Source organism: Paenibacillus sp. ACRRY (assembly GCF_022346995.1).
Classification (GTDB): Bacteria; Bacillota; Bacilli; order Paenibacillales; family Paenibacillaceae; genus Paenibacillus.
In genome coordinates this window covers 622,031-646,710 of sequence record NZ_JAKRNM010000001.1, presented here as the reverse complement: position 1 = coordinate 646,710, position 24,680 = coordinate 622,031, and the positions used below count along the sequence as shown (strand labels likewise).

Below are 24,680 nucleotides of genomic sequence, written 5' to 3'. Positions count from 1 at the left end.
CCCTTTTTTATCGTTATTTTGGACCCGTTTTTGTATTTTTTAATTTTGTAATGAACTGTACAAAATTGTGCAAAAAAAATCGGCAATGCCGACTATTTTATGTTTGCCATAGTACCCTCAACCATTTGCTCTGCCATACTACGATTTCGTGTAGTAGCGTTAATCGTTCGTAGACCATAATAGCTGCATACAAATGTTCTTGCCAAATCAAGAGCAGATCTGTCAGAATCAATCTCTCCAGATTGAATCCCTTCCTCCATCATCTTAAAGAGAATATTTTCCAGGCGCTCTACGTGGCGACTCGATACACTTTCTACTGTGGCGTCGATCCGACCACGCTCCATGGTAGCGTTGATCAACAAACATCCCTTACTTGTATCTTCAAAATCTCTTTCAACTGCCCATTCCAACAAGTTGCGAAGTCTTTCTTTGACGGGTCCAGGACGTTCCAGCATGGCCGTTTGTTCCTGAATCCAGTGCTCATGATAGCGATGAAGCGTCTGCTCATACAGTTCATGCTTGCTGCCAAATGCATTGTATAAGCTTCCCCGGCCAAGACCTGTACTATTACATAAGTCCTCCGTAGAGCAGGCTTCATATCCTTTTAACCAAAAGGTTTCCATTGCCGCATCTAGAACGGCTGGCTTATTAAATTCACGAGGTCTTCCGCTTTTACTCATGATATCTCCTTTCATAGAGGCAGTTACAGACACAGTATAGGTATTTTGTAACGAACTGTCAAGAATTCTGATTCCTTTATATTTCAACGATATTCTCGTCTTGTATATGAATAGTCCAACCTGACTTTATTTTCCTATGATCTCCTTGGCCTGCTATACAGCATAATTGATATCTAGCCTACAAGCCCACAATGGGCTTGTATGAAAACAAAAGGAGCACCTCTACAGGTGCCCCTTCTACTAAGACTTCTTCCAGCTATACGCTATATAGATGATACAAAATAGAATGATGACGAGAAACGAATAACGATACATCATCGCATAACTGCTGGCTTCGGCTAGACGACCAAGAAGTAACGCACCGCCGCCGATGCCAAGGTCAAACGCCGAATAAAAAGTCGCATTCGCAGGTCCGCGCAGTTCGGGTTCTACCCGGTTTAAGATCCACGCTTGCAGCGAAGGCTGCACTGCGCCGAACCCAAAACCAAAAAGAACTGCTGAAATGGCCAACATAGTCATGCTATGGGCATAGGACAAAACGAGCAGCGAAGCGGCCAGTAAGACGCTACCGGGCAATATGACCCAGGTGTGCCCCTTGCGGTCGAACAGACGTCCAGAGATAAACCGCACGATAAGCAGGCAAATGGCATTCAACGTAAAAAACAAACCAACATTACCAATCTGAGCTTCTTCACCAAATAGTGTAATGAAGCTGACGATTCCGCCGTAAACAATCCCGATCAGCAGACCAAGTAAGGAAGGAAACAGCGCCTTTGGCTCGAATAACTGTGACCGGAATGAAGTTTTCGCTTGTACCTGATCTCCGCTACCTGACGAGGCATCGCTCTGTTTACGCTGTTTCTTAACGCCCCATACACATAGTAAAGACAGGACCGTACTGACGGCTGCAACGACAATAACGCCATGCATCTGCCATTTTCCGTCCAGAAGTGCAAGTCCGATCGCAGGCGCAAGAGCCATGGCAAGCGTACTGGCAAGACCGAAAAAACCGATCCCCTCTCCCCGCCGATTAGCCGGAATAATATCTGAGGCGATGGTGCTCGATGTGACGGTGACAATCCCCCAACCAACGCCGTGAATACAGCGCGCCAGTAGAAGCATGGCAACCGAAACCGTCCAATTGTACGAGGATATAATGAGAAAGCATAGAATAAGTCCTGCAATCAGCCAACCCTTTTTGCTCCGATTCATAAGTGCTCCGACCAATGGCCGGGTGAATAAGGAGAATACGGTAAAAATACTAATGATTAAGCCGACCGCCGTATTGTTTCCACCCAAGTCCAGCATATAAACCGGCAACGTAGGCAGCAGTATTTGAAATCCGAAGAACAAAAAGAAGCTAGCAGCTGTAATCAATACAAAATCCATCGTCCATAACCTAGGCGACTGCTGTTGCTGTATAAGTTCGTTGTCCATCACACGCCTCCTTAGAACTGCCTAGCCAAGCTTGCTGCATTTGCCAGCCCTTGTTCAGTCGGTATTGGATTTTCTCTGACGAGTAATACGTTAATCATGGTGAAGCCTCCAGTATGGTTAATTAGTGAGTAACCTCACTTTTTTTATTATATAGTGAGTTTACTCACTAATTTTCAGGAAGTCAATCCTTCTGCGGCTGGCACAATTTGAAAATGAGAATCTTTACGATAAAATAGAGGAAGACTTATTCGAAAAGAGGATATATAAGCAAATGAAAATATCGTCATATGACTACCCGGATGAAGAAGCTGCTGATACCTTTTATTTACTCATCACCAGCTCACGTATTTTAAAATTTGAATTCGATAAACGTCTGGCTTCGTTAGATCTGCCCATTCCCCTCTCCGGGGCCCGTCTGCGACTGTTGATGGAAGTTTGGAAAGCCGAGCATATACGCATGAATGAGCTTGCAGCTGTCATGGACTTAAAACCACGAACGATCACGGATTTCGTGAACGCCTTGGAAGAAAACGGACTGATTCAGCGCACTGTTGACCCGACAGATCGGCGTGCGACCATTCTTTCACTTACTGATATGGCCAAGCCCCATATTCGGATGATTCGCTCAATAAGCGCGGAAATCTCTGAGAAGCTCATGGCTAAACTTACAGTCGAGCAGCGACGACAATTGAGGGAAATGCTTCACGTTTTAGTCGAGTAATGATGCTTCCTAAATGCAAAATCCCTGCACATGAGTAGTTGTGGAGGGATTTTGCACCTGCTCTGATATGTTCGGGACTGCTTTCCGTTTCGCTAATCTGCCCGTTTGATACTGGAAACAGCCGATCATGTGGATCGGCTGCCTCCTCGTTTATTCCCTATCGTTTCTCGTATGTTGAAAGACATCTTATTTAGCATAAAAGTGTTTCGTTCGGATAGGGTTAGCTAAAGGGAAGCCAACCATCGATTCCGGACAAAATGTGAGCCGCTGTATACTCGGATGCTTGCTCTTCAGTCAGCCTCTTGGCCCACGAAGCCCTCTCTTCCGTACTCGCTGCTCCGGGACCCTTACTATTAAATTCAGCGTATACAACAGTAGTTTCGGCATCTGGTTTGTTCCAGTTATGCCAGCCCTCCAGCTTAACATGAGCACCAATCCAGCAGTTCAGAAAGCATACTTTAGCATGATTCCGCCACGGCCTGCCGAGGTATACCGACTGTGGGGGAGCGTTGCTGGTCAGGGTGCAATCGATGAACACATAGCCATAGCGAACGTCTTCGGGTGTCGAAGCCGCAGTAATCCACCCATGTACCGTATTTTCTGCTGCAGCAGTATCTGATATACGATTTTGGGAGAAGATTTCACACCCCTTGAACACGGCCGTAGCGGAGCCAAAAATAAAATCAACATCGCCTTCTATATAACAGTCCTCATAGTACTGACGGAGTTTCCGACGTTCTGCCCCATCGCGCGGCCCCCCGAAAAAACTTCGGTCCATGGGCTTTGGCGGGAGCGGTCCGGTGAAAATGGTATCCTGATGCCCGATGAAGCGACATTTGCGGAAAGCTGCACGGTCACCATCCACATATATGGCAAGGGCTTGCCCGACATCCTTGCCTGGACCTGAAGAATTTACAAAAGAAAGCCCCTCTGCTGTGAAATCATCCTCTCCGATGAAGGCCGTGTACGAATGAAATGTATGATATAGCTGTCCGTCAGGGAATTTTTTTAGCGCATTGTCATCGTAAGTAATAACTGTTTGCTCTGCCCCCTCCCCGATTAAATGAATCTTAGGCTTATCCATATGAAGCTTCTCATAATAAACACCTTTCTTGATTCGAATCTCCAGCGCATTGATGGCATTATCTGGCATGGCGTTAATTGCAGCCTGAATGGTAGAGAAGTCTCCGCTTCCATCCTGAGCCACCGTGTAGTAACGAGATGGATAGGGCTGATTTATACCATTGAACACCTGTTCATCCCTCGCTTTCGTTTCAAGTCTGTTTATACGAGAGTTGTTCTTGTGTGCCTCCATATTCCACCTCCTCTGGCGTTGTTATTGCTAAAAGTCCCCGGCTATCGCAGTTGAATTACGATGATTCAGTTTCGGTTGGATGACAACAGGATAATCCACTTCTTCATTGCGGATTAAGGATACGATTAGTTCTGCAGCCTGAACAGCCAATTCATCCAGTGCAGGGCCGATTGTGGTCAGTGCAACTTCAGCATATTGCATATCTGGCAGGTCATCATAACCGATTAATGAGATCTCACGGGGTACGTTGTAGCCTGCCTCCAGCAAAGCCCGCAGCGCTCCTCGGGTTACAAGGTTATTTAAACCGATAAAAGCCGTCGGAGCCTTTGGACCAAATGTATAGTTTCGAATTGCAAAATACCCGTCCTCCCAAGAGGAATGTGCTGGCAGCACGTAATCTTCTTCATATTTTAGATTTGTGCGCTGCAAAGCTTCTCGGTACCCTTCCAGCTTGATATTTTGCGAGTTTCCAATGAAACCGATACGGGTGTGTCCGAGCGAGTTCAAATGCTCTACTGCTTTAAATATTCCCTCTTTACGATCAACTTTGATATAAGGGGAATTGGGCGTCTCATCTGTACCCAATACAAAGCAAGGCATATTAAGAGTGGAAAACTTCTTCCAGAATGCATCCCGATTTTCCAGTGCATAATCCCACAATATGCAGCCATCTACGCGGAGCTGGCTGAACACATCTACCCCATCATCTGCAACGACCAGAATCATTTGGTATCCACGCTGTTTCAGTTCTGCATGCAGAATGCCCGATATATTCGAGAACAATGGATTGCTCAATTCATCAAGCACAAAACCTATAATATTGCTTCTTCCAGTAGAGAGCTGCTGAGCTAGAATGTTTTTTCGATACTGGTGTTTCTCGGCGACTGCAAGGACTTTCTGTCTAGTCGCCGGTTTAATCCGGGGGTCTCCATTAAGCGCCTTGGATACCGTGCTATAGCTTACCCCCGCCAGTTTGGCAATGTCCTTAATCGTTATCAGTTCAATCAACACCTCTCATACTGACCGCCTTCAAATACTACTGTTGAGCAGCCTTGTAACGGTCATATTGTGCCTGTCTGCCAGCAATAACCTGCTCAATGTTCATTTTTTTCAATGTTTCAATATAACTGTCAAACTGATCCAAGCCGGTATCTCCGCTTATAAATTTAAAATTCATCTCTTCAACATACGTTGTAATATCTGGCATCGCCATACTCTCTACGCTGGCTTCATCGGGTAGAGCATAAACAAATGGAAAAGGTTCACGAATATATGGCTCTAGCTCCTTGTCGAGCTTTGCATGCCACTCTGCGACCACGGAATCGGCAGAGTCAGTGGACTGAATATTAGGCAGATTGACAGGACCTATGCCGAGTTTCTGGATATACTCATTGTCTTTACCCTTATCCGTAAACGCTTTCACCCCATTCTCCTCCGTATACGTATCATCTTTGATGCCCCATGTATAAAACGTTTGTGCTTCCTCACTTACCGCATAATCCAGGAATCGAAAAGCAAGTTCTGGATTTTTGCTGTCACGCGTAATGCCAAAGATACCACTCACCGGTGTACGTCCAACATAGAACTGATCTCCATTCGGCCCTTTCAAAGGTAGAATACCTTTGAAGATGGGCTCCTTCGGATCGTAATCCTTGAACAATGGACTGTAGACCATTGACATGTACCAGCTAAAATTAAACGTTGCTCCAGTCACATCCTGAGATATACGTGAGGTTACCTGATCGCTTGTAGTACTCGCATAATCCACTCCAAGCAATCCTTCCTTATATAGCCCGTTCAAATAAGTCAGGTATTCTTTGTAGGCAGGTTCATAATAGCTAAAATGGACCTTGCCCTGATCATCCGCATAAAATTGGTTGGCCAGATCCAGGCCAAAGACCGGCCCAAACGCCATCGGCACAAACTTCGACTCCATAGATAATGGGATCTCATCTGCTTGACCATTGCCATTTGGATCATCTGTCTTGAATTTGCGAAGCATTGCCGTGAACTCATCCAATGTTGTAGGCTCATTCATTCCGAGCTTCTTCAACCAGCGCTGATTAATCATAAACACAGGCATATAATTTCTGGTCAACGTTTGCTGCGGAATATAATACATTTTACCATCTGGCGTGGTTAAACTGGCTTTGACTGAAGGAGATTTTTCATATATTTTTTTGAGATTCACCCCATACTTATCCACCAATTCATTAATCGGAATAAATAACCCGCTGTTAATATACTTCATAAGTTGATCCTGATCAGGCAAATAAACGATGTCTGGCAGCCCCGTACCAGCGGCCAGTCTTGGATTCACAGCATCCGCATAGTTTTGCGGCGGGATTAGATCCCAATCAACCTGAACACCCGCAATATCCTCAATTTTCTTCACAATTGCAGCAGTCGATAGATCTACATTTGTCGTCCATGCATTCGTCCCGAGGATAGATAACTTAGCATCCGTCTGATCGGTCACAGGTCCTGCACCTGTGTAATTAAATGCCGGTTCCGAGCTTGGTGGACTGCTACCTACATCTGTTCCTGTTCCGCCACTACAACCCGCAAGGCTGACTGCAAGTATTGCTGCCATTACACTTTTTCTTCCTGCCCCTTTAATTCTCATCCATCATTCCTCCTTGGTATGAACAAACTTGGTCAACCATAATGCTCAATTGGACTATCCTTTCACGGCTCCGAGTGTAATACCCTTGACGAAGTACCGCTGGATAAACGGGTAGATCGTAACAATTGGCAGAATACTGACTACGATGGATACATATCGAACCTGAAGTGTGGAGACAGCCAGTGCACCTGAGGTCATCGTACCTCCCATCTTCTGCATCACTTCTGGGGAGGCCATAATCAGAACCCGCCTCAGGAACATCTGTAGAGGCTGCATATCCTGTTTGCCCAGATACAGCAAGGCCGAGAAAAAATTATTCCAATGAAACACTGCGTAGTAGAGGGTAAGGACAGCAAGTGTCGGCTTGATGATGGGAACTGCCAGGCGATACAACATGGTGAGTTCGTTTGCTCCGTCTATACTCGCACTCTCGAAGATTTCATTCGGAATACCTTCAAATGCAGAACGGCAGATCATCACGTTAAACGTAATAACCAGTACAGGCAGCACCATTACCCAGCGGGTATTGTACAGACCGAGTGATGTAATCAGCATGTAGACCGGAATGAGCCCGCCGGAGAAATACATCGTGAATGCGATAAAAAAATTAAGTTTCCTGCGCAGGAAGAACTGCTGTCTGGATAACGGAAAAGCAGCAAGGCAAGTTGCCACAATGTTTAACAGCGTTCCCACCACGGTATACCAAAGGGTATTATAAAAGGACACCCATAACTCCTTGTATTGAAGTACCATTTGGTATCCTGAAAGGGTAAAACCGACTGGCCACAAGACAACTTTCTGTTTATCGATGGCTTCCACGGAGCTGAATGAAATACTAACCACATACAAGAACGGGTACAACGTGACGACAACTGCCAAAATGGTAAGCAGGTAGACAAATCCGTAGAACATCCGGTCACTTCTCGATTTTTGCATACAGGTCTCCTTTGATTCAGTTTGGAATCTTACCAGAGTGACATTTTAGTCAGGCGGCGAGTCATTGTATTCGCTGCAAAAACAAGTACAAAGGTGATTATGGAGTTAAAAAGGCCAACAGCCGTTGCAAAACCATAGTTTTGTCCTTCGATTCCCATTCTGTATACATAGGTTGATAACACATCGGCAGTCTCGTACGTGGCCCCGTTGTATAGCAGATATACTTTCTCGAAGCCTACGCTCATAATGCCTCCCAGTGACAGCAGGAGCAGAATAACTATAGTCGGCTTGATACTCGGAAGGGTAAGATGCCAGAGCTCCTGAAACTTGTTGACGCCGTCAATTTTTCCGGAATCGTACATCTCTGGATCAATGCCCATAATGGCTGCGATGTAGATAATGGAGCTAAAACCGAAGCTTTGCCAGATATCGGAACTCGTGAAAATAGTACGGAACCAGCCAGCTTCCATCATGAAGTTCACTTTTTCCATCCCAAATTTGGCAATCAGCGTATTGACGATCCCATCCGTGGGTGATAGAAAGTTGATAATCATACCGGCCACGACCACGGTTGAGATGAAGTGAGGGAGATACGTAACCGTTTGGGCAAAACGTTTGAATGTTCGGTTTTTAATCTCTACGATGCAGACAGCGAATAGAATGGGGATGGAGAAACCAAAGAGCAGAGGAAGAAAAGCAAGCAAAAATGTATTACGCAACAGTCTCCAGAAGTAGATTGAATTCACAAATTGCTCGAACCATCTCAGACCTACCCATTCACCACTGAACATTCCCTGACCCGGCATAAAATTGCGAAAGGCAAGCAGTACACCAGGCATGGGAACGTACATAAAAATGATGTAATACAAGAAAATAGGCGCGAACATAAGCAGCAAATACCTATCCCTTTTGGCCAGCACATACAACGTGAACAAACGTTTTTTCACCTTGAAGACACTTCCCTTCGCTCAGAATTACAACGTTGTAATTTTTAAACATACATACTCCCACATTCTCGAAAGTAATTAGGATTTAATAGTATTAATACAGTTATTCGAACAAGGTGAGAACTTCAATTTAGAAATTTACAACGTTGTAATTTTAATCTAAATGTATGCGCTTCCATAACATTTTTTACATCTTAGCAAACTCCCCTGTATTTGGCAACAACAAAAATCAGTGCTATGTTGATGACTACAATGGAGCACTTCATATCATCAAGTATATAAAATTGCATAAATGTTACGTAGTTAATGTTGACACAAACATTACCTTCAAATACAATGTCCTGTAAAAAAATACATTTTTTAATGGATGGTGACTTTTTTTTAAAAGGCTTTCATTTTTGGCACTTGCTTTCGTTCTCATGGTTCTGAATTTCTCCACTCTCCCCTCTACGTATGGGGCAGCCAATTTTCCGAACACTGGTGCAACTGGTCTGACAGGGTTTGCAGGAAATGCTAAGAATGAGAATGGAATTGCGAAGTCTGCTGTAACAGGCGGCAAAAACGGCCAAATTATTTACATCAACAATCTAAATGATCTGAGGACACACATTGCTGATACTGTACCGAAAATTCTTGTCATTGAAAAAAACATTTCCTCTTCCACTCTACAAAAAGTAAACTTCGGAGCTAACAAAACAATCGTTGGCTCGTATGACAACCACATATTGACTAACATTCATTTCCGATCAACCTCCTCTTCAAGCAATGTTATTTTCCAAAACCTCAATTTTGTTCATTCTGCTGGCATCAATGCAAACGATGATATCCAGATGTACATTACCTCTGGGTCAAACTATTGGATAGATCATGTCACCTTTTCAGGCCATAGCTATAGCTCTAGTGGTTCTGAAGTAGATAAGTTGCTCTATATTGGCGACAGAGCGGATTATATAACCATCAGCAATTCCAAATTCGCAAATCACAAATATGGAATTATTCTGGGTCACCCCAATGATGGCAACAGCAGTTATAACGGCGTGCCTCATGTAACGATGGCCAACAATTACTTTGAAAACTTATACGTTCGAGGTCCTGGACTGATGAGATATGGATATTTCCATATTAAAAACAACTATGCAAACAATTTCAACCAAGCAATTACGATTGGGGAAAAAGCACGCATCTATTCGGAAAATAACTATTTTGGTGCCGGTGCGGAAAAAGGCGGCATCCTTGATGACAAAGGGAATGGCGAATTTACTGATACAGGTAGCACACCAGCTTTATCTGCCCCAAGATCACCCAAAACAAACTGGAGACCAAGCAGCAATTACAGCTATGAAGTGAGGGATGCAAACTATGCACGTGAATTCGTGACCAAATATGCGGGTTCTTCTAACACAACTCTTGTTTTTGGCAAATGAGCGATCCATTGCATGGATAAAAAGGAGAGACCGCTATTTTATACAATCCTAGATAATCATTTAGAGTTAAATTACAACGTTGTAATTGTGTTGGCTTGAGGAATGAAACAAAGTTCTTGTCTTAAAAAATCAACAGACAAGAACTTTGTTTGTAATTACAAAATTTCATATTTTACGAAAAATGATAAGAACACCCATGACTTGTTCCATTCGAACAAGGATAAATAGATATAGTTGCATGTATAGCTGAGTCGTCACATCATTTAGAATAAATACGCACCGTAAGTCCATCTGTGAACCCCTCAAGAGTAGCAGTCAGATCTGCATGATTCAGAAAGTCAAGTGCTTTGCTATCCGTTGTTATAGTAGGCTTCAGTTCCCCATTCACCTGCTGGTTAACGATATGAATAGTGCATCGTTCCCCTTCATAGTCTATCCCTTCCATAGTATACTCTGCACGAACCTTGACCAAATTCCCTTCATGATAGTCTTGTATGTCCTCGGCTCCTTGTAAAATCTCGCCTTTAAAGTAAGGGCATTTGCAGCTCCCAGTAAAAGAGATGGCAATTTGCTTATCATCTCCTTCTTCTGTACGTACTTCACTGCCTGTAATCCGTACGTCGATCGTTAAAACTTCTTTCTTTCCTAGTAGAAATTGATGTATGGATACAAGAACACTCGCCTTTTGTTTATCGGTAAAATGATGACCGGCCTCCTTTACTAATTGTAAATGACATTGGCCTAATTCATATGATTTTTGGGCTTCAACAGAGTAATTATAATGTACTGTCTCGTCTGAGGTACCATGGATCAGCAATACGGGATTTTTGTAAGGCAAGATTTCCTGATACGGATTCATATCAACGACAGTCTCATGAAACTTTTTGCCAATAGTCATCTTGCCGCACTCTATGATCTCTGGAACATCATGGACATCATACGATGATCTGGCAAGAGCACCTCGCCGAGCATCGTCCGGAATACAGAGTGCCGGATAAAGGAGAATTAATGCTTCCACTTCTTTTGCATATTTGGCAGCTGTAAGCGCTGAGACAAATCCACCCTGACTAAACCCCATCAAAGTCAATCGGTTGTCATCTACATAAGATAATCCTAGTACATAATTCATTATGACTTCCAAATCGTCACATTCCGTCAGAACTGTCATATCCGTTGAATTCCCGTCACTTCTTCCCTCTTCATTCGCGCAACCACCACAGAAGTCAAAACAATACGAAGCATACCCCCACGATGCAAACGTTATGCAATATTCTTCCAAATCCCTGAAATTCCCACCAAATCCATGACTTAAGATTATCGCTGGAAGTTGATCTCCTTTGGGCAGAAATTCTTTTCCACGAATAGTCAGTCCATCTCTTAAGCAACTAAAATCACGTTCAATGATTTCGTTTTTCATTACATTTCTCCTCTCAAAGTATAGGCAACAACTAAACAAATTCACTTGGTATCGCTTACATAAATATCGTTTCTGAATCAAGCAGGAATCAATTATTGAGTGAATATCTTATATAAGTATACGAATAGCACGCTTAACATTTTCGATCTGCGAATTTTGATGCTTAATTTCCCCAGTGGGCAAGTAATAAATCATATTCATGCTGTGCAATTGGCAGCACGGATCCATGCCGTTTTTTTAGAATATCGAACGAGTAATCTTCTGCCTTCAGCTTCTCCCAACATGCTCCACTGGTATCTCCAATGTCGGTCGTTACGATCGGCAAGTATCCTCCGCTTGTAGCATATTGGTCAACAAGTAAAACCCATCGTTCTTCATCATTAAACTTGAAAAATACAGGTCCCTCGACATCCTTGCCTGTTAACTCTAGTCCCAGAGATTGTAACGTGGATACTTTCCTCCAGCGACCGCGAAGTTGTTCGGAGGACTCAATGGTAATCTGACCATCACCTGAAGCCCGATAATATTTGTTGCCAACTTGAATAATCGTTGTATCAATAATCGATTCATTCGCGCCGCGGGTAATATACCGTTCGGCAGGCGAGAAAGATTTGAAGTCTTTCGTCGTGCTGCAATAGATGTGCATTCCCCGGCCTTTTCCGTCGCTAGCTTCCATACTCGAAGCCCAGAATACGAGATATGCATCCACGAGATCATCATAAATGGCTTCCGGAGCCCATGCACATCCCGCTGCCTGTGGTGCTACGTCGACTTTTTGGGCCGCGGACCAATCGATCAGATTGGAAGACTCCCAAATAATTAGCGAACGGCTTCCGGTGAGCATGGCCTCTGTCTGCTCCCACCCGCCCCTGTGATAGATACTAAGATCAGTTGATAGGATGTAGAATCGATCGCCGCTTTTGCTGCGCAGGATGTAAGGGTCTCTTACGCCCTTTTCTCCAATGACAGATCGGAGGACAGGTTGACGCTTATGCAAATCCTCCCAATGCAGCCCATCCCGGCTTAACGAGAAATAGATTTGCTCTCCATCGGGGTTACTTTCTCCAGTAAAGTAAACGAACAAGTATCCATACATAGAATGATCTCCTTTTTTTTAAAAAATCCTGTGCCGGATATTTCATGATAACGCCTGCTTTTTCATAGCTGCGAACGAAAGCAAGGTTTCAATAAAATGGAATTTCCATTCTGGTTACTCCATGCTAGCACAAAACACAGTCATTTGCTTCCACGTTGTAGAGCATAAATAAAAAAACTATGAAGGGGATCTAAAAAAATCCGCTCCATAGATTAAATTTGATTACAGCTGATTATTGATTTTCTTTGAAGAACAACGTGTATTTATCTTGTGAAATCCGGGAAACTTCAGCAGACGTTTTCGTGCCTGCATAAAAGTCATCGTATAGAGTATAGATTTCTTTCGAGAACATGGACTCATAGTTGGCAAATGATTTAATGTTCTTGAGCATGGTCATAAATTCATCTACATCTGTTTGACTCGGTTTTTTCAGGTGAAGATGAATTTCATGCAACTGATCCAAGACGACAGCGAATTCTGGTACGCATCATTAGAAAGTACATCTGCATAGTTTTGTAATCCGACTAACTGCTTGGTGAAAATATTGCGAATGCTGCTGAAATAAAAGACGAGACCAAATGGAATGATTGAAAAAGTCATTACTCCAATCAGGCTCGGCAAGATCCAATGCCAACTGTTCCATGTATGTATCCATCGATTATTTTTTTTTCTGATCATCCCACTCTGTCTCATAATCATCCTCCCAAAAACCTTTCCCTGTTTATCAATCGTAATATTTACTATTTGCATACGGGTATTCTCCAGATATTTGGCTTGTGACATTTTGTTTACAACTTGATCAAACTTTAGCGACAAGTCCCTTATATATTGAGTTAGTAACGTTGCTAAATGCACAAGGTTAAAAACAGACTAAGGAGGAATTTGAATTGTCATTAAACGTTTTGACATCAACTGTACCTAGACACGAGGAAGCTAGAGAGGTATACCCCGATGACTCCGATTTTCAGAACGATAACTCGAAGTCATCGACTGAGCGGGAGAATCATCGCGGATCGGGACGTCGCCTTCTCGCTCTTGATGCAGCAAGGGGTCTTGCAGTGATTGGCATGTTCTTACAGCACTTCGCTTTGAATGAAAGAAATGCTTTTGTCGCGGGGAATACAACGCTGCTATTTGTTCTTTGCGGAGGCATTTCTTATTCGATAATGGCCCAGCGAATGAAAGAACGTGGAGAAGCAAAAACCATTTTTCGTTCAAAAATGCTTGCTCGTGCAGTATTTGTTGATGTGATTGGTTACTTGCTTATCATGTTAAACACGCCTTATGGTATTATCTTGCCTGCTTACGCTGCCATGTTTGTCTTGGGATTGGTGCTGATCAACCGTTCAACTCGTGTTCTCGTGTACACCACCGTTGCCTTATGGATATTCGCCCCGCCACTTATGATTCTGGGAATGAGTTACTTCTCTGGAAACTATCTATTACAAGATATGGCTGGTGGTCCAATATCCGCTCTCGCTCTTGCTCCTGCTTTTGTTGCAGGAATGACAATTGCACGATTCAATTTAACGAACAAACGAATAGCCATGACACTTGTGTGTGCTGGCTTCATTATGCTCATCATTGGTAAGCTACTAGCCATTTATGTTCTACCAGATTTAACGACTTCCTTTGAAGATTGGCTAGTTCGTGTTCAACCTTCAAGTCCAACTCCAATTGACGAATATGCCATCTGGCCAAATAACGTAACACCACCACTAATATGGCATATGCTCCTGCAGACAGCTCCACATACCGCATCCTCGTTTCAAATGATGATTGGAGTTGGGATAGCCTTTCTGGTCATAGGCCTCGCCTTCCTCATACCAAGAAAAATAAGTGTAATATTAACCCCATTTGCTTCCGTTGGACGTGTAGCTCTTACGATGTACGCTGCACAGTTCATTATCGTTTGGGTGTTGACACTCTTGGGAATTGATTATGGTCTAGGCGAAGTCCCCCTTGGTGATCTGATCATTATAATCATCACACTTCTTATTGGCTCCCTAATTGCTCTAATGCCTAATGGGCCACTTGAGTCAATGATGCGATGCTTTGACCGAATTTTCAGTTCGTTTGGTTCAGCTTCAACGAAATGAACAGTTCCTAACAACAATAAGAGTTAATGCGTGAACCCCCATTCATTCAAATTCGAACGGGGGTTCTTCTTTTGAAGTTTATTTTCGCCAGCAAATGGAGCAACGGTGTTTCGATCGATAAAATTAGAAAGCTGCTGTCCATCACACTATTGTTGTACCGCATCCTCCTCATCAGAGAAATCTGTATCTTCGGACTCTATTATGGTACGGACATACTCTTTCAAATTGTGCCTGCTTGTTATATCCAGTACTGCTGCTCTACCAACATAGGTCTCTTTAAGCATCTTCATTGGGGGAATTTGCTCACTTGCCTCCATCTTGCTTTTGTATCCGACCGAGGCCAGCTGCCACATATCGCTTACAGACAGATTGGTATCGATATAAGGACTGACTTCCTCCAGGATGGATGGAAGCTTCATAATGGAAGTCGTACTTTTCATTTTTTCTACGACAGCATTGGCAAAATCACGCTGCCGCTTCGTCCGGGAATAATCAGACAGGGCATCATGACGGAAACGAACATACTGAAGCGCTGTTTTCCCATCCAAATGCTGTTCTCCTTCTTTCAAATGGATATCATACTCGTGATTATCGGCTTTACTTTCATAAGTCATATCTTTCTCTACATGGAAATCAACCCCGCCGACAGCATCCACAAGTTTGATAAATCCCTGGAAGTCTGTATAAACATAGAATTGAATTGGAATTCCGAGTAAATCGCTAACAGCGCGCATTGCCGTCTTGGGTCCATGAGTGACTGCTGTGTTAATCCGGTTTTTACCGTGCTCAGGGATATCGGTGTAAGTATCTCTCAGAATGGAAAATACGTTGATCTTTTGTTTGACCGGGTTTAGAGAAACAACCATCATGCTATCCGAGCGGGGAATTTCTCCCTTTTTGTTACCGCGAGCATCCACGCCCATCAGCAAAATATTAACTGGCTCTGTGCCCAGCCACTTCGGTGGTTCTACGACGTTCTCTTCTTGCGCCATGACTTCCATAAAGGGAGAGTTGGCCGAGGTTTTTTGTAATCCTGCTAACCCCTTATATATGGAAAGGAAATAATATAGTCCAAAAGCAATAACACAAAATAGCAGGATGAAAAGAACAGCTACAATTTTCTTCTTTTTTAACGACATGTTATACTCCTTTTCTTGATTCTCTATTTGGGAAATTCATTTTTTTATTTTCCTTGCAAATGCTGTATCAAAAGTGATGCATAAAACCTGCTGCCATCCGGCTTCAGATGTACTCCATCGTTGTAGAAAAATTCGTCTTTCCCTTGGCTTGCCTCATACCAATCAACGACCTTAGCATTATCAAATTCAGGAACGACTTCCTTAATGTTTGTGTTCACGGTATCTTGCCATCGTTTGGGCACCCGGGTTGTCACGACGAGAACTTGTCTCGCTTCCGACAGGGAAGTGAGCAAACTGCGAAGTTGATCTTTGGAAAAAGGACCATTGGTTCCAAGTTCTATAATGATGTGATCTCCCAATTTCCCTTGTGAACACAATTCTGTGATGAACTTGCTGGCCTGAGACATCTGTCTGCCAACCTTTCCTTCAACCGTAATTTTAGGGAGCATCTCTTTCAAATAAGGTTCCACACCAACAATGACTGAATCGCCGATGACCGTTACACCTTCACCGTCGTTGGATACAGCTATTGAGTCGTCCGCTTCTTGCGAAGGTTTGTTATTCTGGGGTTTAGTCTGGCCTAGACTTGAAGTGTTTTTGGATGTTTCAGAACGTTGAGATGTTGTTTGTTCCTGTTCACTTTTGGAGGAGGCCTGGGAGTGGAAACCCATATATCCAAGTATGAGGATCAGGAGCGCAAGCCCCCATGTCATCCATGATTTTCGTTGTTTCATTGTTTATTTCATCCTTTCATCGTAGATCTTGAATATGGTTAACTATGCGTTAGATTCGAGATGTTCGACCAGCATAGATGCATAATATCGCGCTCCTTCAGGGGTTAAATGAACACCATCCTGAGTAAATAACCCACTTTTGCTCTCACTGGCTTCATACCAATCAATAATGCTAACATTGGGATGGTCATCTGCAGCATCTCTCAAGGCATCATTCACGGTATCCTGCCAAGCTCTGGGCACTCGGGTGGTTACCAGATAAACTCGCTTGTCATGTAAATGTTCCAATAAGGTTCTCAGTTTGCTTTTGTTAAAGACCCCATTGCTCCCCAATTCTATAATGATCCGGTCACCTAATTGGCCTTTGGCTCGCAGTTCATCGACGACTTCTTGAGCACGAGACATTTGTCTTCCGACTTCCCCATCGACCACAATGCCTGGGAGCAACTTCTTCATAGTTGAATCGACATCCAGTGTAATGGAATCACCGATCATGGTGATGCCCTCCCCTGAGTTGGACGTGTCAATGAGATCTTCTTTTGAAATATTTTGCTCATCGTCCTCAACTAGCAGTGTATTACCGTCGGAGTAAGACGATTGGTCATCGTCTCCCGTCTTCGGAAGTTCGCCAAATGGTGTGCTTACAGTACTCACAGGTCGAGCATCAGAAGGTTGCTCTTTCGCTGCGTCGGATATCCAGGATTGTGCAACAAAGAAAGCGAGTAGTGTTACACTCAAGCCGATCAAGGGTTTGAAGCGTTCATTCTGCAAGAGCGCACGCCATTTGCTACGAAATTGCCCTCTTCGAATCGGCTCTTCGATGAACTCGAATGAGAATATGGACAAAAGCACTATGATCAAGAGACGCATTAGTATTGGGGTAAAGCCAAGTCCTTCCGTACTCGCATCTGGTTGCATGAGAATAATTACAGGATAGTGCCAAATGTAAAGACTATAGGAACGCTTGCCGAGCCAGATTAGTGGCCTGCAACCCAGAACTTTTCCCAGACGGCTTGCTGGATGTACCAGGACTGCAATGATGAGTGCCGTAACCAGAGACAGTAACAAAAAACCGAACTGGTACAGCGCATCATCATACTCATTCATGCGATGGAACATGATGATTATAAAGAGTACTCCTAGCGCACCAACCAAATCCAGCGCAGTACGCGCTCCAGGTGAAATGTTCTCACCTAACTTCCAGCTCGGCCACATCACCGCCAAAGCCGCACCAATCAGTATGGCGAAGGAACGGGTATCTGTTCCGTAGTATACTCGGCTCGGATCTGTACCTGGTACATACATCAACGCCATGGCCAATGCGGAGAGGACAGCCAGACCTAAAATAAGCAACACCAGCTTTCCACGCCGCGGAGCGAACTTTAAACCAATGAGTACTAAGATGGGCCACACGACATAAAATTGTTCCTCGATGGAAAGTGACCAGAGATGTCCAATCGGTGAAGCAGGTCCGTAACTTTCAAAATATGACACTTCATGAAATATGAGATACCAGTTATTCACGTAAAAAATCGATGAGATAAAATCTCCTTTGAGTGATAAGAGTCTCTCCAGATCTGTAGTTAATAACCACATGGCAACCAGAATGAGCATACACAACATAGCAGGCAACAATCTGCGAAACCTTCTCATCCAGAAGTTCCAAATCGAGACGTAATGGTTCACTTTCCACTCCATGAGGAGCTGATCTGTTATCAAATAACCAGATAGCACGAAAAACACACCTACTCCGAGCAAACCACCCTGGGCCCACTTCAAATCCAAATGGTACGCAATGACAGCCAAAACAGAGATGGCTCGTAAGCCATCAATTCCAGGCAAATAACGCTTTAACGGTTGATTCAATTCCCCACTCATATGTCTCAGTCCTTGTCTGTATATGGGCTTGTTCTCTTTAATCAATATAATCAGCAGATGTCGCCAAAGTTTGATCAAGATGTAAACAAGTTGTCACAACAGGCGTATGTCTGTTGACACAGAAAAAACACGCAGACACGGATGGCTCCGTGATGCGTGTTTGAATGAATTGGTGCTATTCAAATTCGATAATAAAAGCAGGCTCCTCTGTGGGATCATCACTCTGAATGACGTTCGGACTCGTAAAGGCCTTAGGGCCTTGAATGAACAGACGGTTATTGTCCGGACTCCACTTCATATTTAACGGTAAAACACCATGGTAGACGGGCTCGTTGTATAGCACATTTCTTCCTTGCATTTTGCCAACATATACAGCATCCTCATCTTGAAGTGTATACGCTATAAACTTTTTGTCTGAAGAGAGTTCATATGCAGAGACTCGTTCCATAATGACGGATAACTCTCCATTACGCTGATCGTATTCATACAACGTACCGTCCCTTCCCAAAAAAGCAAACTGATCATCTCCGATCCAGGTCATCTGCTTATCTGCTATTTGACGTTTGTACTTAATCTGCAATTGACCATCAATCAGTTTGCCAAGCACTACAGTTGTTCTACTCGATTGAGTGGAATCAAACAGCTTGATCAATGCATTTTGGCCATCATTAGATACCTGGAACCCAATCAACGTGTCATCATCATTGAAACCATTTAATACGTACGATGCGGATTTCCTGGTTTTTAAGTCGTAGATCCTTAGCATATTCTTTTCTGGATGGACAGCGTCAACAATCAGATAACTGATATACTCACTGTTGTCCGACCAGGACAAACTCTGCAAGTAATTCTGGCTCGTTAAATTAAGGGTTTCAGCTTGTGTTTCTTTACTGTTCTGTATTGAAAACAACTTTAACGTTGCAGTGGTTCTTGTTGTACTAACATCAGCAAGGTGGGTTCCATCCGGCGAGAGCATCATACGCGTACTATCCATGTCGATCTCTGAAATAATTCCACTCTGTTCGAAGGGATACACCAACCCTTTCAATTGCAAGTGTTCAGGATCTAACGCAGAATTGAATGCTCCAATCATTGATTTCGTTGAGGACCAGCCCAACCAATATCCCTTATCTACATTTTCCTTGGGGAGACGATAGATTTTACGCACTTGAACGGGACTCAAGTCCTCATGTGTTTGTTCCGATTCTTCCGAGCCAGAAATGATAATAGTTTCGTTTTGCGGACGTGTACCACAGCTTGTAAGAACAAGGATCATAAGAACCATCATACCTAAAAACCATCCACTATGTGTTCTAGCCATGACGTGTCCCCTCCTCTACCGTTTTTATTCGGTTAAATTCTACAGTGACTATGGTATGGTTATCTTGGCTCACCATCGAAATTGAACCTTCCAATTCGTCCACAATTGACTTGACGATGCTTAACCCCAAACCAACACTACCCTCTTCTGAATCCTTCGGGTGCGCCAGATAGAAAGGTTCAAATAGTTTGGAAAGCTGCTTCGCATCGATTGGATTACTTGAATTTTCTACGATGAATTGAATTTTACTGTCCACGTGGAAACCTCTTACGTTTATTTCCGAGAAGTCCAAGCTGTATTTAATCGCATTATCCAACAGGTTAATAAAGAGTTGTCGAATTCGGTCCTCTTGCGCAAGCAAATATAATCCGTTCTCAATATCTACTGTTATGTTTTTTTTGTAACGCTGTGCTCGTATGGACATGGATTCACATACATCTCGAAGAACTGCTCCAGCTTCAACGTTGTCCAGTTCTTGATTAGTTGCATGACGTCGAGACACTTCAAGCAGCTTGAGTACCATATTGTGTAGGCGCTTGCTCTCTTCTACGATATGGTCCATTCCTTTTTCAAAAAAGCTTCGGTCTCGTTCTCCATGGGTCTTAATGACCTCGGCATAACCCAATATGGAAGTCAAAGGCGTTTTAAGTTCATGAGTAATATTATCAAAGAATCTTTTTTCCTGTTGATGAAGTTCTTTGAGGTGGTCCCGATCCTTTTTAATGATACTCATTTGCAGGTCGATCTGATTAATCATCTCATTAAAATTGTCAGCAAGTCGACCAATCTCATCCTTCCGTTTAAATCCGATACGCACGTTCAAATTCCCATTTTTCACTTCGGAAGAGGCCCGTGCAAGTTTGCCCAGTGGCAGAGTGATATGTCTGGACAAGATGAAGGAGAAAATAAATGTTACTGCAAAAATAGCTAGCGTAATGTAGAGCGTAGTATCCAAGATTCGGTTACTCTGCTGATATAACAAACTAAAATCTTTGTAAAAACGCAGAATCCCCACTTTTGCTCCATCGATCATAACAGGATAAGAAAACAATACGGACGTCTTGTTCTCATCGTACTCGATGTTAAATGCGGTGCTGCCATGAATAGCCTCTTGCAGATCCGTTCGCTGTGTTTCGGAAAACAAGGATTTGTCAGAAGCATACAATAACTCTCCGTTAACGGTATACACGCCAACACTATTTCCAGTCGCATGATTCAAGTTGTTTCCGAGTTCTTCGGCCATCTCTCCAAAATAAAGTTCATTGCTCGTGAAGTGATTTATCAGATAGGTCTGACGTACATAGACATTACTATTATTTTTAAGCCCTTCGAGTTCGGTGATAATCAGGTTTTGGTTGCTTGTATGAATGATCCCTTTTACCGTCTGACTTAGGACAACAAAAGAAAAAGTGAAGATCAACAGAAAGCCGAGGAGGAATTTGATACTGATTTTATGCATGTTTAATCACCTGTTTTTTTGAACTTATAACCAACCCCGAATACCGTCGCAATGTTATCCATCGCATCCAGCTTTTTGCGAAGTCGCTGAATATGGGTATCCACAGTTCGTGTATCCCCTGCAAAATGATATCCCCACACTACATCAAGCAATTCAGATCTGCTAAAAATTCTCCCTGGATTTCTCACTAGCGTCATGAGTAAATCGTATTCCTTGGGCGTTAATTCAACCTGTTGACCTTTTTTACTGACTGATCGTTCTTCAGCTCGAATCTCAATGTCATGAAAACGAATAATTTCATGATGTAGATTATGATGATCCTTTTGATTGGACTGCTCCAATCGGCGAAGAATGGTTCGAATCCGGGCAATGACTTCTCGAAGGTCGAAAGGTTTGGTGATATAATCATCTGCTCCAAATTCCAGACCCAACACTTTGTCGGTAATATCCGACTTTGCAGTAATCATGAAGATGGGAATGTTATACTCGGAGGTCACTCTTTTGCATATATCCAGTCCGCTCTGATCTGGAAGCATCCAGTCTAGAAGTAACAGATCAGGTTGGAACATCTGTAGCTCGCTCATCCCAGCTGCTCCACTTGAGGCGATCCTTGTTTGAAATCCCTCCATGGAAAGGCCGTATGAGAGTAAATCGGCAATGGGTGCATCGTCTTCAATAATTAGAATTTTCGCGTTATTCATGATAATCCCCGTCTCGTATAAATAATCATGTCTTAAACGTTACTGACATTGTTACTTATGTTAACGATTTGTATAGAATTAATCAATTTCGTGTTTTATCATGCACGGGAACGAAAAAGTAAAATCGTTAAATAAAGCCTTTGAGATCCTTGAATCCTCCCTGTTCAGTTTGAAAAGAAAAAAGAGCCGACCACATTGATCAGCTGCTTTTTGGCTTTATTGAATTATCATTTTCTATTAAATACTTAATAGGTGCATAGGAACATTTGTACTTGACTAGTAAGCATAACTATCCTTTGGATTCGATATGCTGATCATTATGATGGACATCTTCATTGAAGTAATGTTCAAACTGTTTTTCCATTTTATGTGCTAACACGTGGGTGTGACGAGAATGAACAATCGCTGTAATGACAAAATAAAGGGTAACTAATGTAAGAATGAAATAAATGATGTTCATAGAAAAACTCCTCTCCAGAAGTCAGATGATCGGAGATTACACGATTTCATTTGACTTAATACGAGCCTTGCTTTTATGCAATAAAACGATCAGTTCCTACCATTCAACTTGATCAAACCGCATGTCTTTATAGTAATACTCTCGATCATGATCTGTAATCTCCCGAAGCACTCTGCATGGATTCCCAACTGCAATTACATTCGCCGGGATATCCTTGGTTACCACACTACCAGCACCAACTACACTCCCTTTACCAATCGTGACCCCGGGCACAATAATTGCTCCGCTTCCGATCCAGGCCCCATCTTCGATGACCACGGGTAATGCAAACATTCCGCCTTCCTTGCGCTTTTCGGGATGTACAGGATGATTGGTTACAGCAATCGTTACATTTGGTCCAAACATGACATCATTCCCGATAGTAACTTTGTAGTCGTCGACTACAGTTAGATTGAAATTGATATATACATTATCCCCTACGGTTGTATTGGAACCATAAGACATGCGAATTGGCGGTTCCATCCATACATTTTCTCCAATGCTTCCAAAAAGTTGCTTCATTAACGTTTTTCTCATTTCAACATCATCGGGGTGCAGATTATTAATTTCATAGCATAATGTCTTACCTCGCTGACGCGCTTTGGCCAACTCTGCAGCCTCTTTCGGATAATTCGCATCGTGATCTGTGAATAATTGTTTGCTAGCCATTCGTTCTTGAATATTCATGCAACATTCTCCTTTGTATATGCCTAAATTTATTTAGAGTAAATTGCCTAACCCGTAGTGAAGACCAGGTTTATGCAAAGTTTCTAGTAATGTTGTTAAGCCACTTAAACTGTCGATATCGAATAAACGTGATGGGTAATTTAATGATCTCGTCTAAGCTGATGATGATATACAACAATATCGGCGGCACTTGCCAAACAAATGCACATAAGTAACTAAGCGGCAGAATGATTACCCACATGACAACGGTGTCACACCAAAATCCAAATTTGGAATCCCCACCTGCCGTAAAAATACCAGCTATAATCGTAGAGTTTATTGACTTGGCTATACAATAGTACGCACTAATGTAAAGCATGCCATCCAGGTAACTTTGTGCAGTTGGATTCAAATGCACGATGGAGTATACAAGCGGTTTAATGACTAGGATCGTACAACCTGCAATAATTCCAAATAGCAAAGCGTAAAAGCCCATTTTGTTGCCTGCATACTTTGCTTTCTCGAGTTCACCCTGTCCCAAATATTTCCCAATAAGTACAGAGCCACCTGTCGCTATACCTCCACACAGGACAACCGCCAGATTTTTAACAACTGACGCTATTGAATTTGCAGCTACCATGTCTGAGTTCACATGCCCAATAATGGCAGCAGTAGCGGTAAGCGCTCCTCCCCATACAATATAGTTTCCCTGTACAGGCAAGGCGTATTTTAAGAAATCCTTTAGCAATTTACGCTGAACGTCATCTCGTAAGGGTAAGCGAAAACGCACAGATCCCTTCGTCGCGGAGTGAATAATGCAGCATGCAAATTCAATCACCCTTGCTGCAACCGTTGCAAGAGCTACTGCCGAAATAGCCAGCTCGGGCTTCGATGGAAATATAACAAAGATGCAAACAGCATTGAACAAAATGTTTAAGATTAAACATAGTGAACTAATCCACGCGCTGAGTTTTGCATTTTCCATACTTCTAATCACACTGAGATACATTTGCGAAATTCCCATGACAAGATAGGAAAAGGAATTCATTTGTAAAAACCGTGAGCCATATTCAATTAGTTCTATATCACTGGTAAACAAGCGCATAAGGGCTTCTGGCATAATGAAAGAGGACAAAAAAAACAAAATCGAGACGCAAAAGGAGAACATGCAGGCAATACTAAGAATGCGCTGTATGGTGGAGATATCCTTCTTTCCCCAGTATTGCGCAGTAAGGATACCAGCCCCTGTTGACATCCCCATATAAAACAATGTTAATGCAAACGTAATCTGCCCTGCGAGTGATACAGCTGACATTGCAGATTGGCTAATCATGCCCAGCATAATGACATCAACAGATATCACGGTTGCCGATATTAAATTTTGTAACGCAATGGGAATAACGAGTGTCATTAACTCTCGATTAAAATCCCGATTCTCCAATCCTCTGAGTTGTATGCGATTTCTCAACGATATCCTGTCCTCTCCATTGATTTACACAATATAAGAATAGGATAATATCTTTGTACTTTCCATTAATATTGGCTATAATTTTATTAAAATCGTATACACTTAAGGGTGATCTCG

General features: G+C 42.9%; 22 protein-coding genes and 1 pseudogene. 3 read left to right on the top strand and 20 right to left on the bottom strand.

All coding sequences use genetic code 11. The features are described 5' to 3' along the window. Positions 1 to 92: 92 nt before the first annotated feature. Together MH144_RS02815 and MH144_RS02810 are read right to left on the bottom strand one after the other, a co-directional pair. The gene (locus tag MH144_RS02815) at positions 93 to 680 is read right to left on the bottom strand and encodes a TetR/AcrR family transcriptional regulator (protein ID WP_239297557.1); all 588 of its coding nucleotides are present in this window, start codon (positions 678 to 680) and stop codon (positions 93 to 95) included. A 240-nt stretch (positions 681 to 920) separates the two neighbouring features. Continuing rightward, positions 921 to 2,117, bottom strand: a complete 1,197-nt coding sequence (locus MH144_RS02810) for an MFS transporter (RefSeq protein ID WP_239297556.1) — start codon at positions 2,115 to 2,117, stop codon at positions 921 to 923. Between the two features lie 271 nt (positions 2,118 to 2,388). On the opposite strand from MH144_RS02810, the gene MH144_RS02805 reads away from it, so the two are divergent. Further along, positions 2,389 to 2,838: a MarR family winged helix-turn-helix transcriptional regulator gene (locus tag MH144_RS02805; RefSeq protein ID WP_239297555.1), complete on the top strand. Its 450-nt coding sequence runs from the start codon at positions 2,389 to 2,391 to the stop codon at positions 2,836 to 2,838. A gap of 220 nt (positions 2,839 to 3,058) precedes the next feature. Here MH144_RS02805 and MH144_RS02800 read toward each other — a convergent pair whose 3' ends face one another. From MH144_RS02800 to MH144_RS02780, 5 genes are read right to left on the bottom strand one after another with little or no spacing between them, the layout of a single operon-like run. Further along, positions 3,059 to 4,153, bottom strand: a complete 1,095-nt coding sequence (locus MH144_RS02800) for a pectinesterase family protein (protein ID WP_239297554.1) — start codon at positions 4,151 to 4,153, stop codon at positions 3,059 to 3,061. A gap of 27 nt (positions 4,154 to 4,180) precedes the next feature. Then, positions 4,181 to 5,164 carry a LacI family DNA-binding transcriptional regulator gene (locus MH144_RS02795; protein WP_239297553.1) on the bottom strand — a complete coding sequence of 328 codons (984 nt, stop codon included), beginning with the start codon at positions 5,162 to 5,164 and terminating at the stop codon, positions 4,181 to 4,183. Positions 5,165 to 5,189: 25 nt separating this feature from the next. Further along, entirely contained in the window at positions 5,190 to 6,779 is a 1,590-nt protein-coding gene (locus MH144_RS02790; protein WP_239297552.1) for an extracellular solute-binding protein, read from the bottom strand. Positions 6,780 to 6,833: 54 nt separating this feature from the next. Continuing rightward, positions 6,834 to 7,715 (bottom strand): carbohydrate ABC transporter permease, encoded by an 882-nt coding sequence (locus tag MH144_RS02785; protein WP_095357686.1) that lies wholly within the window; start codon positions 7,713 to 7,715, stop codon positions 6,834 to 6,836. 29 nt (positions 7,716 to 7,744) lie between these two features. Then, positions 7,745 to 8,662: an ABC transporter permease gene (locus MH144_RS02780; protein WP_239297551.1), complete on the bottom strand. Its 918-nt coding sequence runs from the start codon at positions 8,660 to 8,662 to the stop codon at positions 7,745 to 7,747. A gap of 419 nt (positions 8,663 to 9,081) precedes the next feature. Between MH144_RS02780 and MH144_RS02775 the strand changes: the two genes are divergently transcribed. Then, the gene (locus MH144_RS02775; protein WP_239299239.1) at positions 9,082 to 10,086 is read left to right on the top strand and encodes a pectate lyase family protein; all 1,005 of its coding nucleotides are present in this window, start codon (positions 9,082 to 9,084) and stop codon (positions 10,084 to 10,086) included. A 259-nt stretch (positions 10,087 to 10,345) separates the two neighbouring features. Here the strand turns inward: MH144_RS02775 and MH144_RS02770 are convergent, their stop codons facing one another. The 4 genes from MH144_RS02770 to MH144_RS02755 form a co-directional block, all read right to left on the bottom strand. Then, positions 10,346 to 11,503, bottom strand: a complete 1,158-nt coding sequence (locus tag MH144_RS02770; RefSeq protein WP_239297550.1) for an alpha/beta hydrolase family protein — start codon at positions 11,501 to 11,503, stop codon at positions 10,346 to 10,348. A 163-nt stretch (positions 11,504 to 11,666) separates the two neighbouring features. Beyond that, positions 11,667 to 12,599: a glycoside hydrolase family 43 protein gene (locus MH144_RS02765; protein ID WP_239297549.1), complete on the bottom strand. Its 933-nt coding sequence runs from the start codon at positions 12,597 to 12,599 to the stop codon at positions 11,667 to 11,669. A gap of 232 nt (positions 12,600 to 12,831) precedes the next feature. After that, a complete protein-coding gene (locus tag MH144_RS02760; protein ID WP_239297548.1) occupies positions 12,832 to 12,990 on the bottom strand; it encodes a hypothetical protein in 159 nt (52 codons plus the stop codon). A gap of 38 nt (positions 12,991 to 13,028) precedes the next feature. Next, positions 13,029 to 13,277, bottom strand: a complete 249-nt coding sequence (locus MH144_RS02755) for a hypothetical protein (protein ID WP_239297547.1) — start codon at positions 13,275 to 13,277, stop codon at positions 13,029 to 13,031. Between the two features lie 209 nt (positions 13,278 to 13,486). Between MH144_RS02755 and MH144_RS02750 the strand changes: the two genes are divergently transcribed. Beyond that, entirely contained in the window at positions 13,487 to 14,698 is a 1,212-nt protein-coding gene (locus tag MH144_RS02750; RefSeq protein ID WP_239297546.1) for a DUF418 domain-containing protein, read from the top strand. Positions 14,699 to 14,844: 146 nt separating this feature from the next. On the opposite strand, the gene MH144_RS02745 is transcribed toward MH144_RS02750, so the two are convergent. From MH144_RS02745 to MH144_RS02710, 9 genes and pseudogenes are all read right to left on the bottom strand, one after another. After that, positions 14,845 to 15,837: an LCP family protein gene (locus MH144_RS02745; protein WP_239297545.1), complete on the bottom strand. Its 993-nt coding sequence runs from the start codon at positions 15,835 to 15,837 to the stop codon at positions 14,845 to 14,847. 44 nt (positions 15,838 to 15,881) lie between these two features. Continuing rightward, positions 15,882 to 16,571, bottom strand: coding sequence for an SGNH/GDSL hydrolase family protein (locus MH144_RS02740; RefSeq protein ID WP_239297544.1), 690 nt, complete (start codon positions 16,569 to 16,571; stop codon positions 15,882 to 15,884). 42 nt (positions 16,572 to 16,613) lie between these two features. Beyond that, complete coding sequence (locus tag MH144_RS02735) at positions 16,614 to 18,437, bottom strand: acyltransferase family protein (RefSeq protein WP_343225998.1); 1,824 nt, start codon at positions 18,435 to 18,437, stop codon at positions 16,614 to 16,616. Between the two features lie 187 nt (positions 18,438 to 18,624). Further along, positions 18,625 to 19,770, bottom strand: a complete 1,146-nt coding sequence (locus MH144_RS02730) for a WD40 repeat domain-containing protein (protein WP_239297542.1) — start codon at positions 19,768 to 19,770, stop codon at positions 18,625 to 18,627. Continuing rightward, on the bottom strand, positions 19,763 to 21,229 hold the full coding sequence (locus MH144_RS02725) for a HAMP domain-containing sensor histidine kinase (RefSeq protein WP_239297541.1): 1,467 nt from the start codon (positions 21,227 to 21,229) through the stop codon (positions 19,763 to 19,765). Before MH144_RS02725 ends, MH144_RS02730 begins: the two co-directional genes overlap by 8 nt. Before the next feature lie 2 nt (positions 21,230 to 21,231). Continuing rightward, positions 21,232 to 21,930 carry a response regulator transcription factor gene (locus MH144_RS02720; protein ID WP_239297540.1) on the bottom strand — a complete coding sequence of 233 codons (699 nt, stop codon included), beginning with the start codon at positions 21,928 to 21,930 and terminating at the stop codon, positions 21,232 to 21,234. A 556-nt stretch (positions 21,931 to 22,486) separates the two neighbouring features. Next, a complete protein-coding gene (locus tag MH144_RS31065) occupies positions 22,487 to 22,663 on the bottom strand; it encodes a hypothetical protein (protein WP_481857335.1) in 177 nt (58 codons plus the stop codon). A 273-nt stretch (positions 22,664 to 22,936) separates the two neighbouring features. Further along, positions 22,937 to 23,098 (bottom strand): annotated as a pseudogene (locus MH144_RS31060) (maltose acetyltransferase domain-containing protein); the annotation flags it as partial. Positions 23,099 to 23,186: 88 nt separating this feature from the next. After that, a complete protein-coding gene (locus tag MH144_RS02710) occupies positions 23,187 to 24,506 on the bottom strand; it encodes an MATE family efflux transporter (RefSeq protein WP_239297538.1) in 1,320 nt (439 codons plus the stop codon). Between the last annotated feature and the right edge of the window lie 174 nt (positions 24,507 to 24,680).

What these genes read in the sequence shown, in the direction of transcription:
- MH144_RS02815 (WP_239297557.1), bottom strand. Translation starts at nt 680, where the DNA reads ATGAGTAAAAGCGGAAGACCTCGTGAATTTAATAAGCCAGCCGTTCTA.
- MH144_RS02810 (WP_239297556.1), bottom strand. Translation starts at nt 2,117, where the DNA reads ATGGACAACGAACTTATACAGCAACAGCAGTCGCCTAGGTTATGGACG.
- MH144_RS02805 (WP_239297555.1), top strand. Translation starts at nt 2,389, where the DNA reads ATGAAAATATCGTCATATGACTACCCGGATGAAGAAGCTGCTGATACC.
- MH144_RS02800 (WP_239297554.1), bottom strand. Translation starts at nt 4,153, where the DNA reads ATGGAGGCACACAAGAACAACTCTCGTATAAACAGACTTGAAACGAAA.
- MH144_RS02790 (WP_239297552.1), bottom strand. Translation starts at nt 6,779, where the DNA reads ATGAGAATTAAAGGGGCAGGAAGAAAAAGTGTAATGGCAGCAATACTT.
- MH144_RS02785 (WP_095357686.1), bottom strand. Translation starts at nt 7,715, where the DNA reads ATGCAAAAATCGAGAAGTGACCGGATGTTCTACGGATTTGTCTACCTG.
- MH144_RS02775 (WP_239299239.1), top strand. Translation starts at nt 9,082, where the DNA reads ATGGTTCTGAATTTCTCCACTCTCCCCTCTACGTATGGGGCAGCCAAT.
- MH144_RS02770 (WP_239297550.1), bottom strand. Translation starts at nt 11,503, where the DNA reads ATGAAAAACGAAATCATTGAACGTGATTTTAGTTGCTTAAGAGATGGA.
- MH144_RS02765 (WP_239297549.1), bottom strand. Translation starts at nt 12,599, where the DNA reads ATGTATGGATACTTGTTCGTTTACTTTACTGGAGAAAGTAACCCCGAT.
- MH144_RS02760 (WP_239297548.1), bottom strand. Translation starts at nt 12,990, where the DNA reads ATGCTCAAGAACATTAAATCATTTGCCAACTATGAGTCCATGTTCTCG.
- MH144_RS02755 (WP_239297547.1), bottom strand. Translation starts at nt 13,277, where the DNA reads ATGATCAGAAAAAAAAATAATCGATGGATACATACATGGAACAGTTGG.
- MH144_RS02745 (WP_239297545.1), bottom strand. Translation starts at nt 15,837, where the DNA reads ATGTCGTTAAAAAAGAAGAAAATTGTAGCTGTTCTTTTCATCCTGCTA.
- MH144_RS02740 (WP_239297544.1), bottom strand. Translation starts at nt 16,571, where the DNA reads ATGAAACAACGAAAATCATGGATGACATGGGGGCTTGCGCTCCTGATC.
- MH144_RS02730 (WP_239297542.1), bottom strand. Translation starts at nt 19,770, where the DNA reads ATGGCTAGAACACATAGTGGATGGTTTTTAGGTATGATGGTTCTTATG.
- MH144_RS02725 (WP_239297541.1), bottom strand. Translation starts at nt 21,229, where the DNA reads ATGCATAAAATCAGTATCAAATTCCTCCTCGGCTTTCTGTTGATCTTC.
- MH144_RS02720 (WP_239297540.1), bottom strand. Translation starts at nt 21,930, where the DNA reads ATGAATAACGCGAAAATTCTAATTATTGAAGACGATGCACCCATTGCC.
- MH144_RS02710 (WP_239297538.1), bottom strand. Translation starts at nt 24,506, where the DNA reads ATGACACTCGTTATTCCCATTGCGTTACAAAATTTAATATCGGCAACC.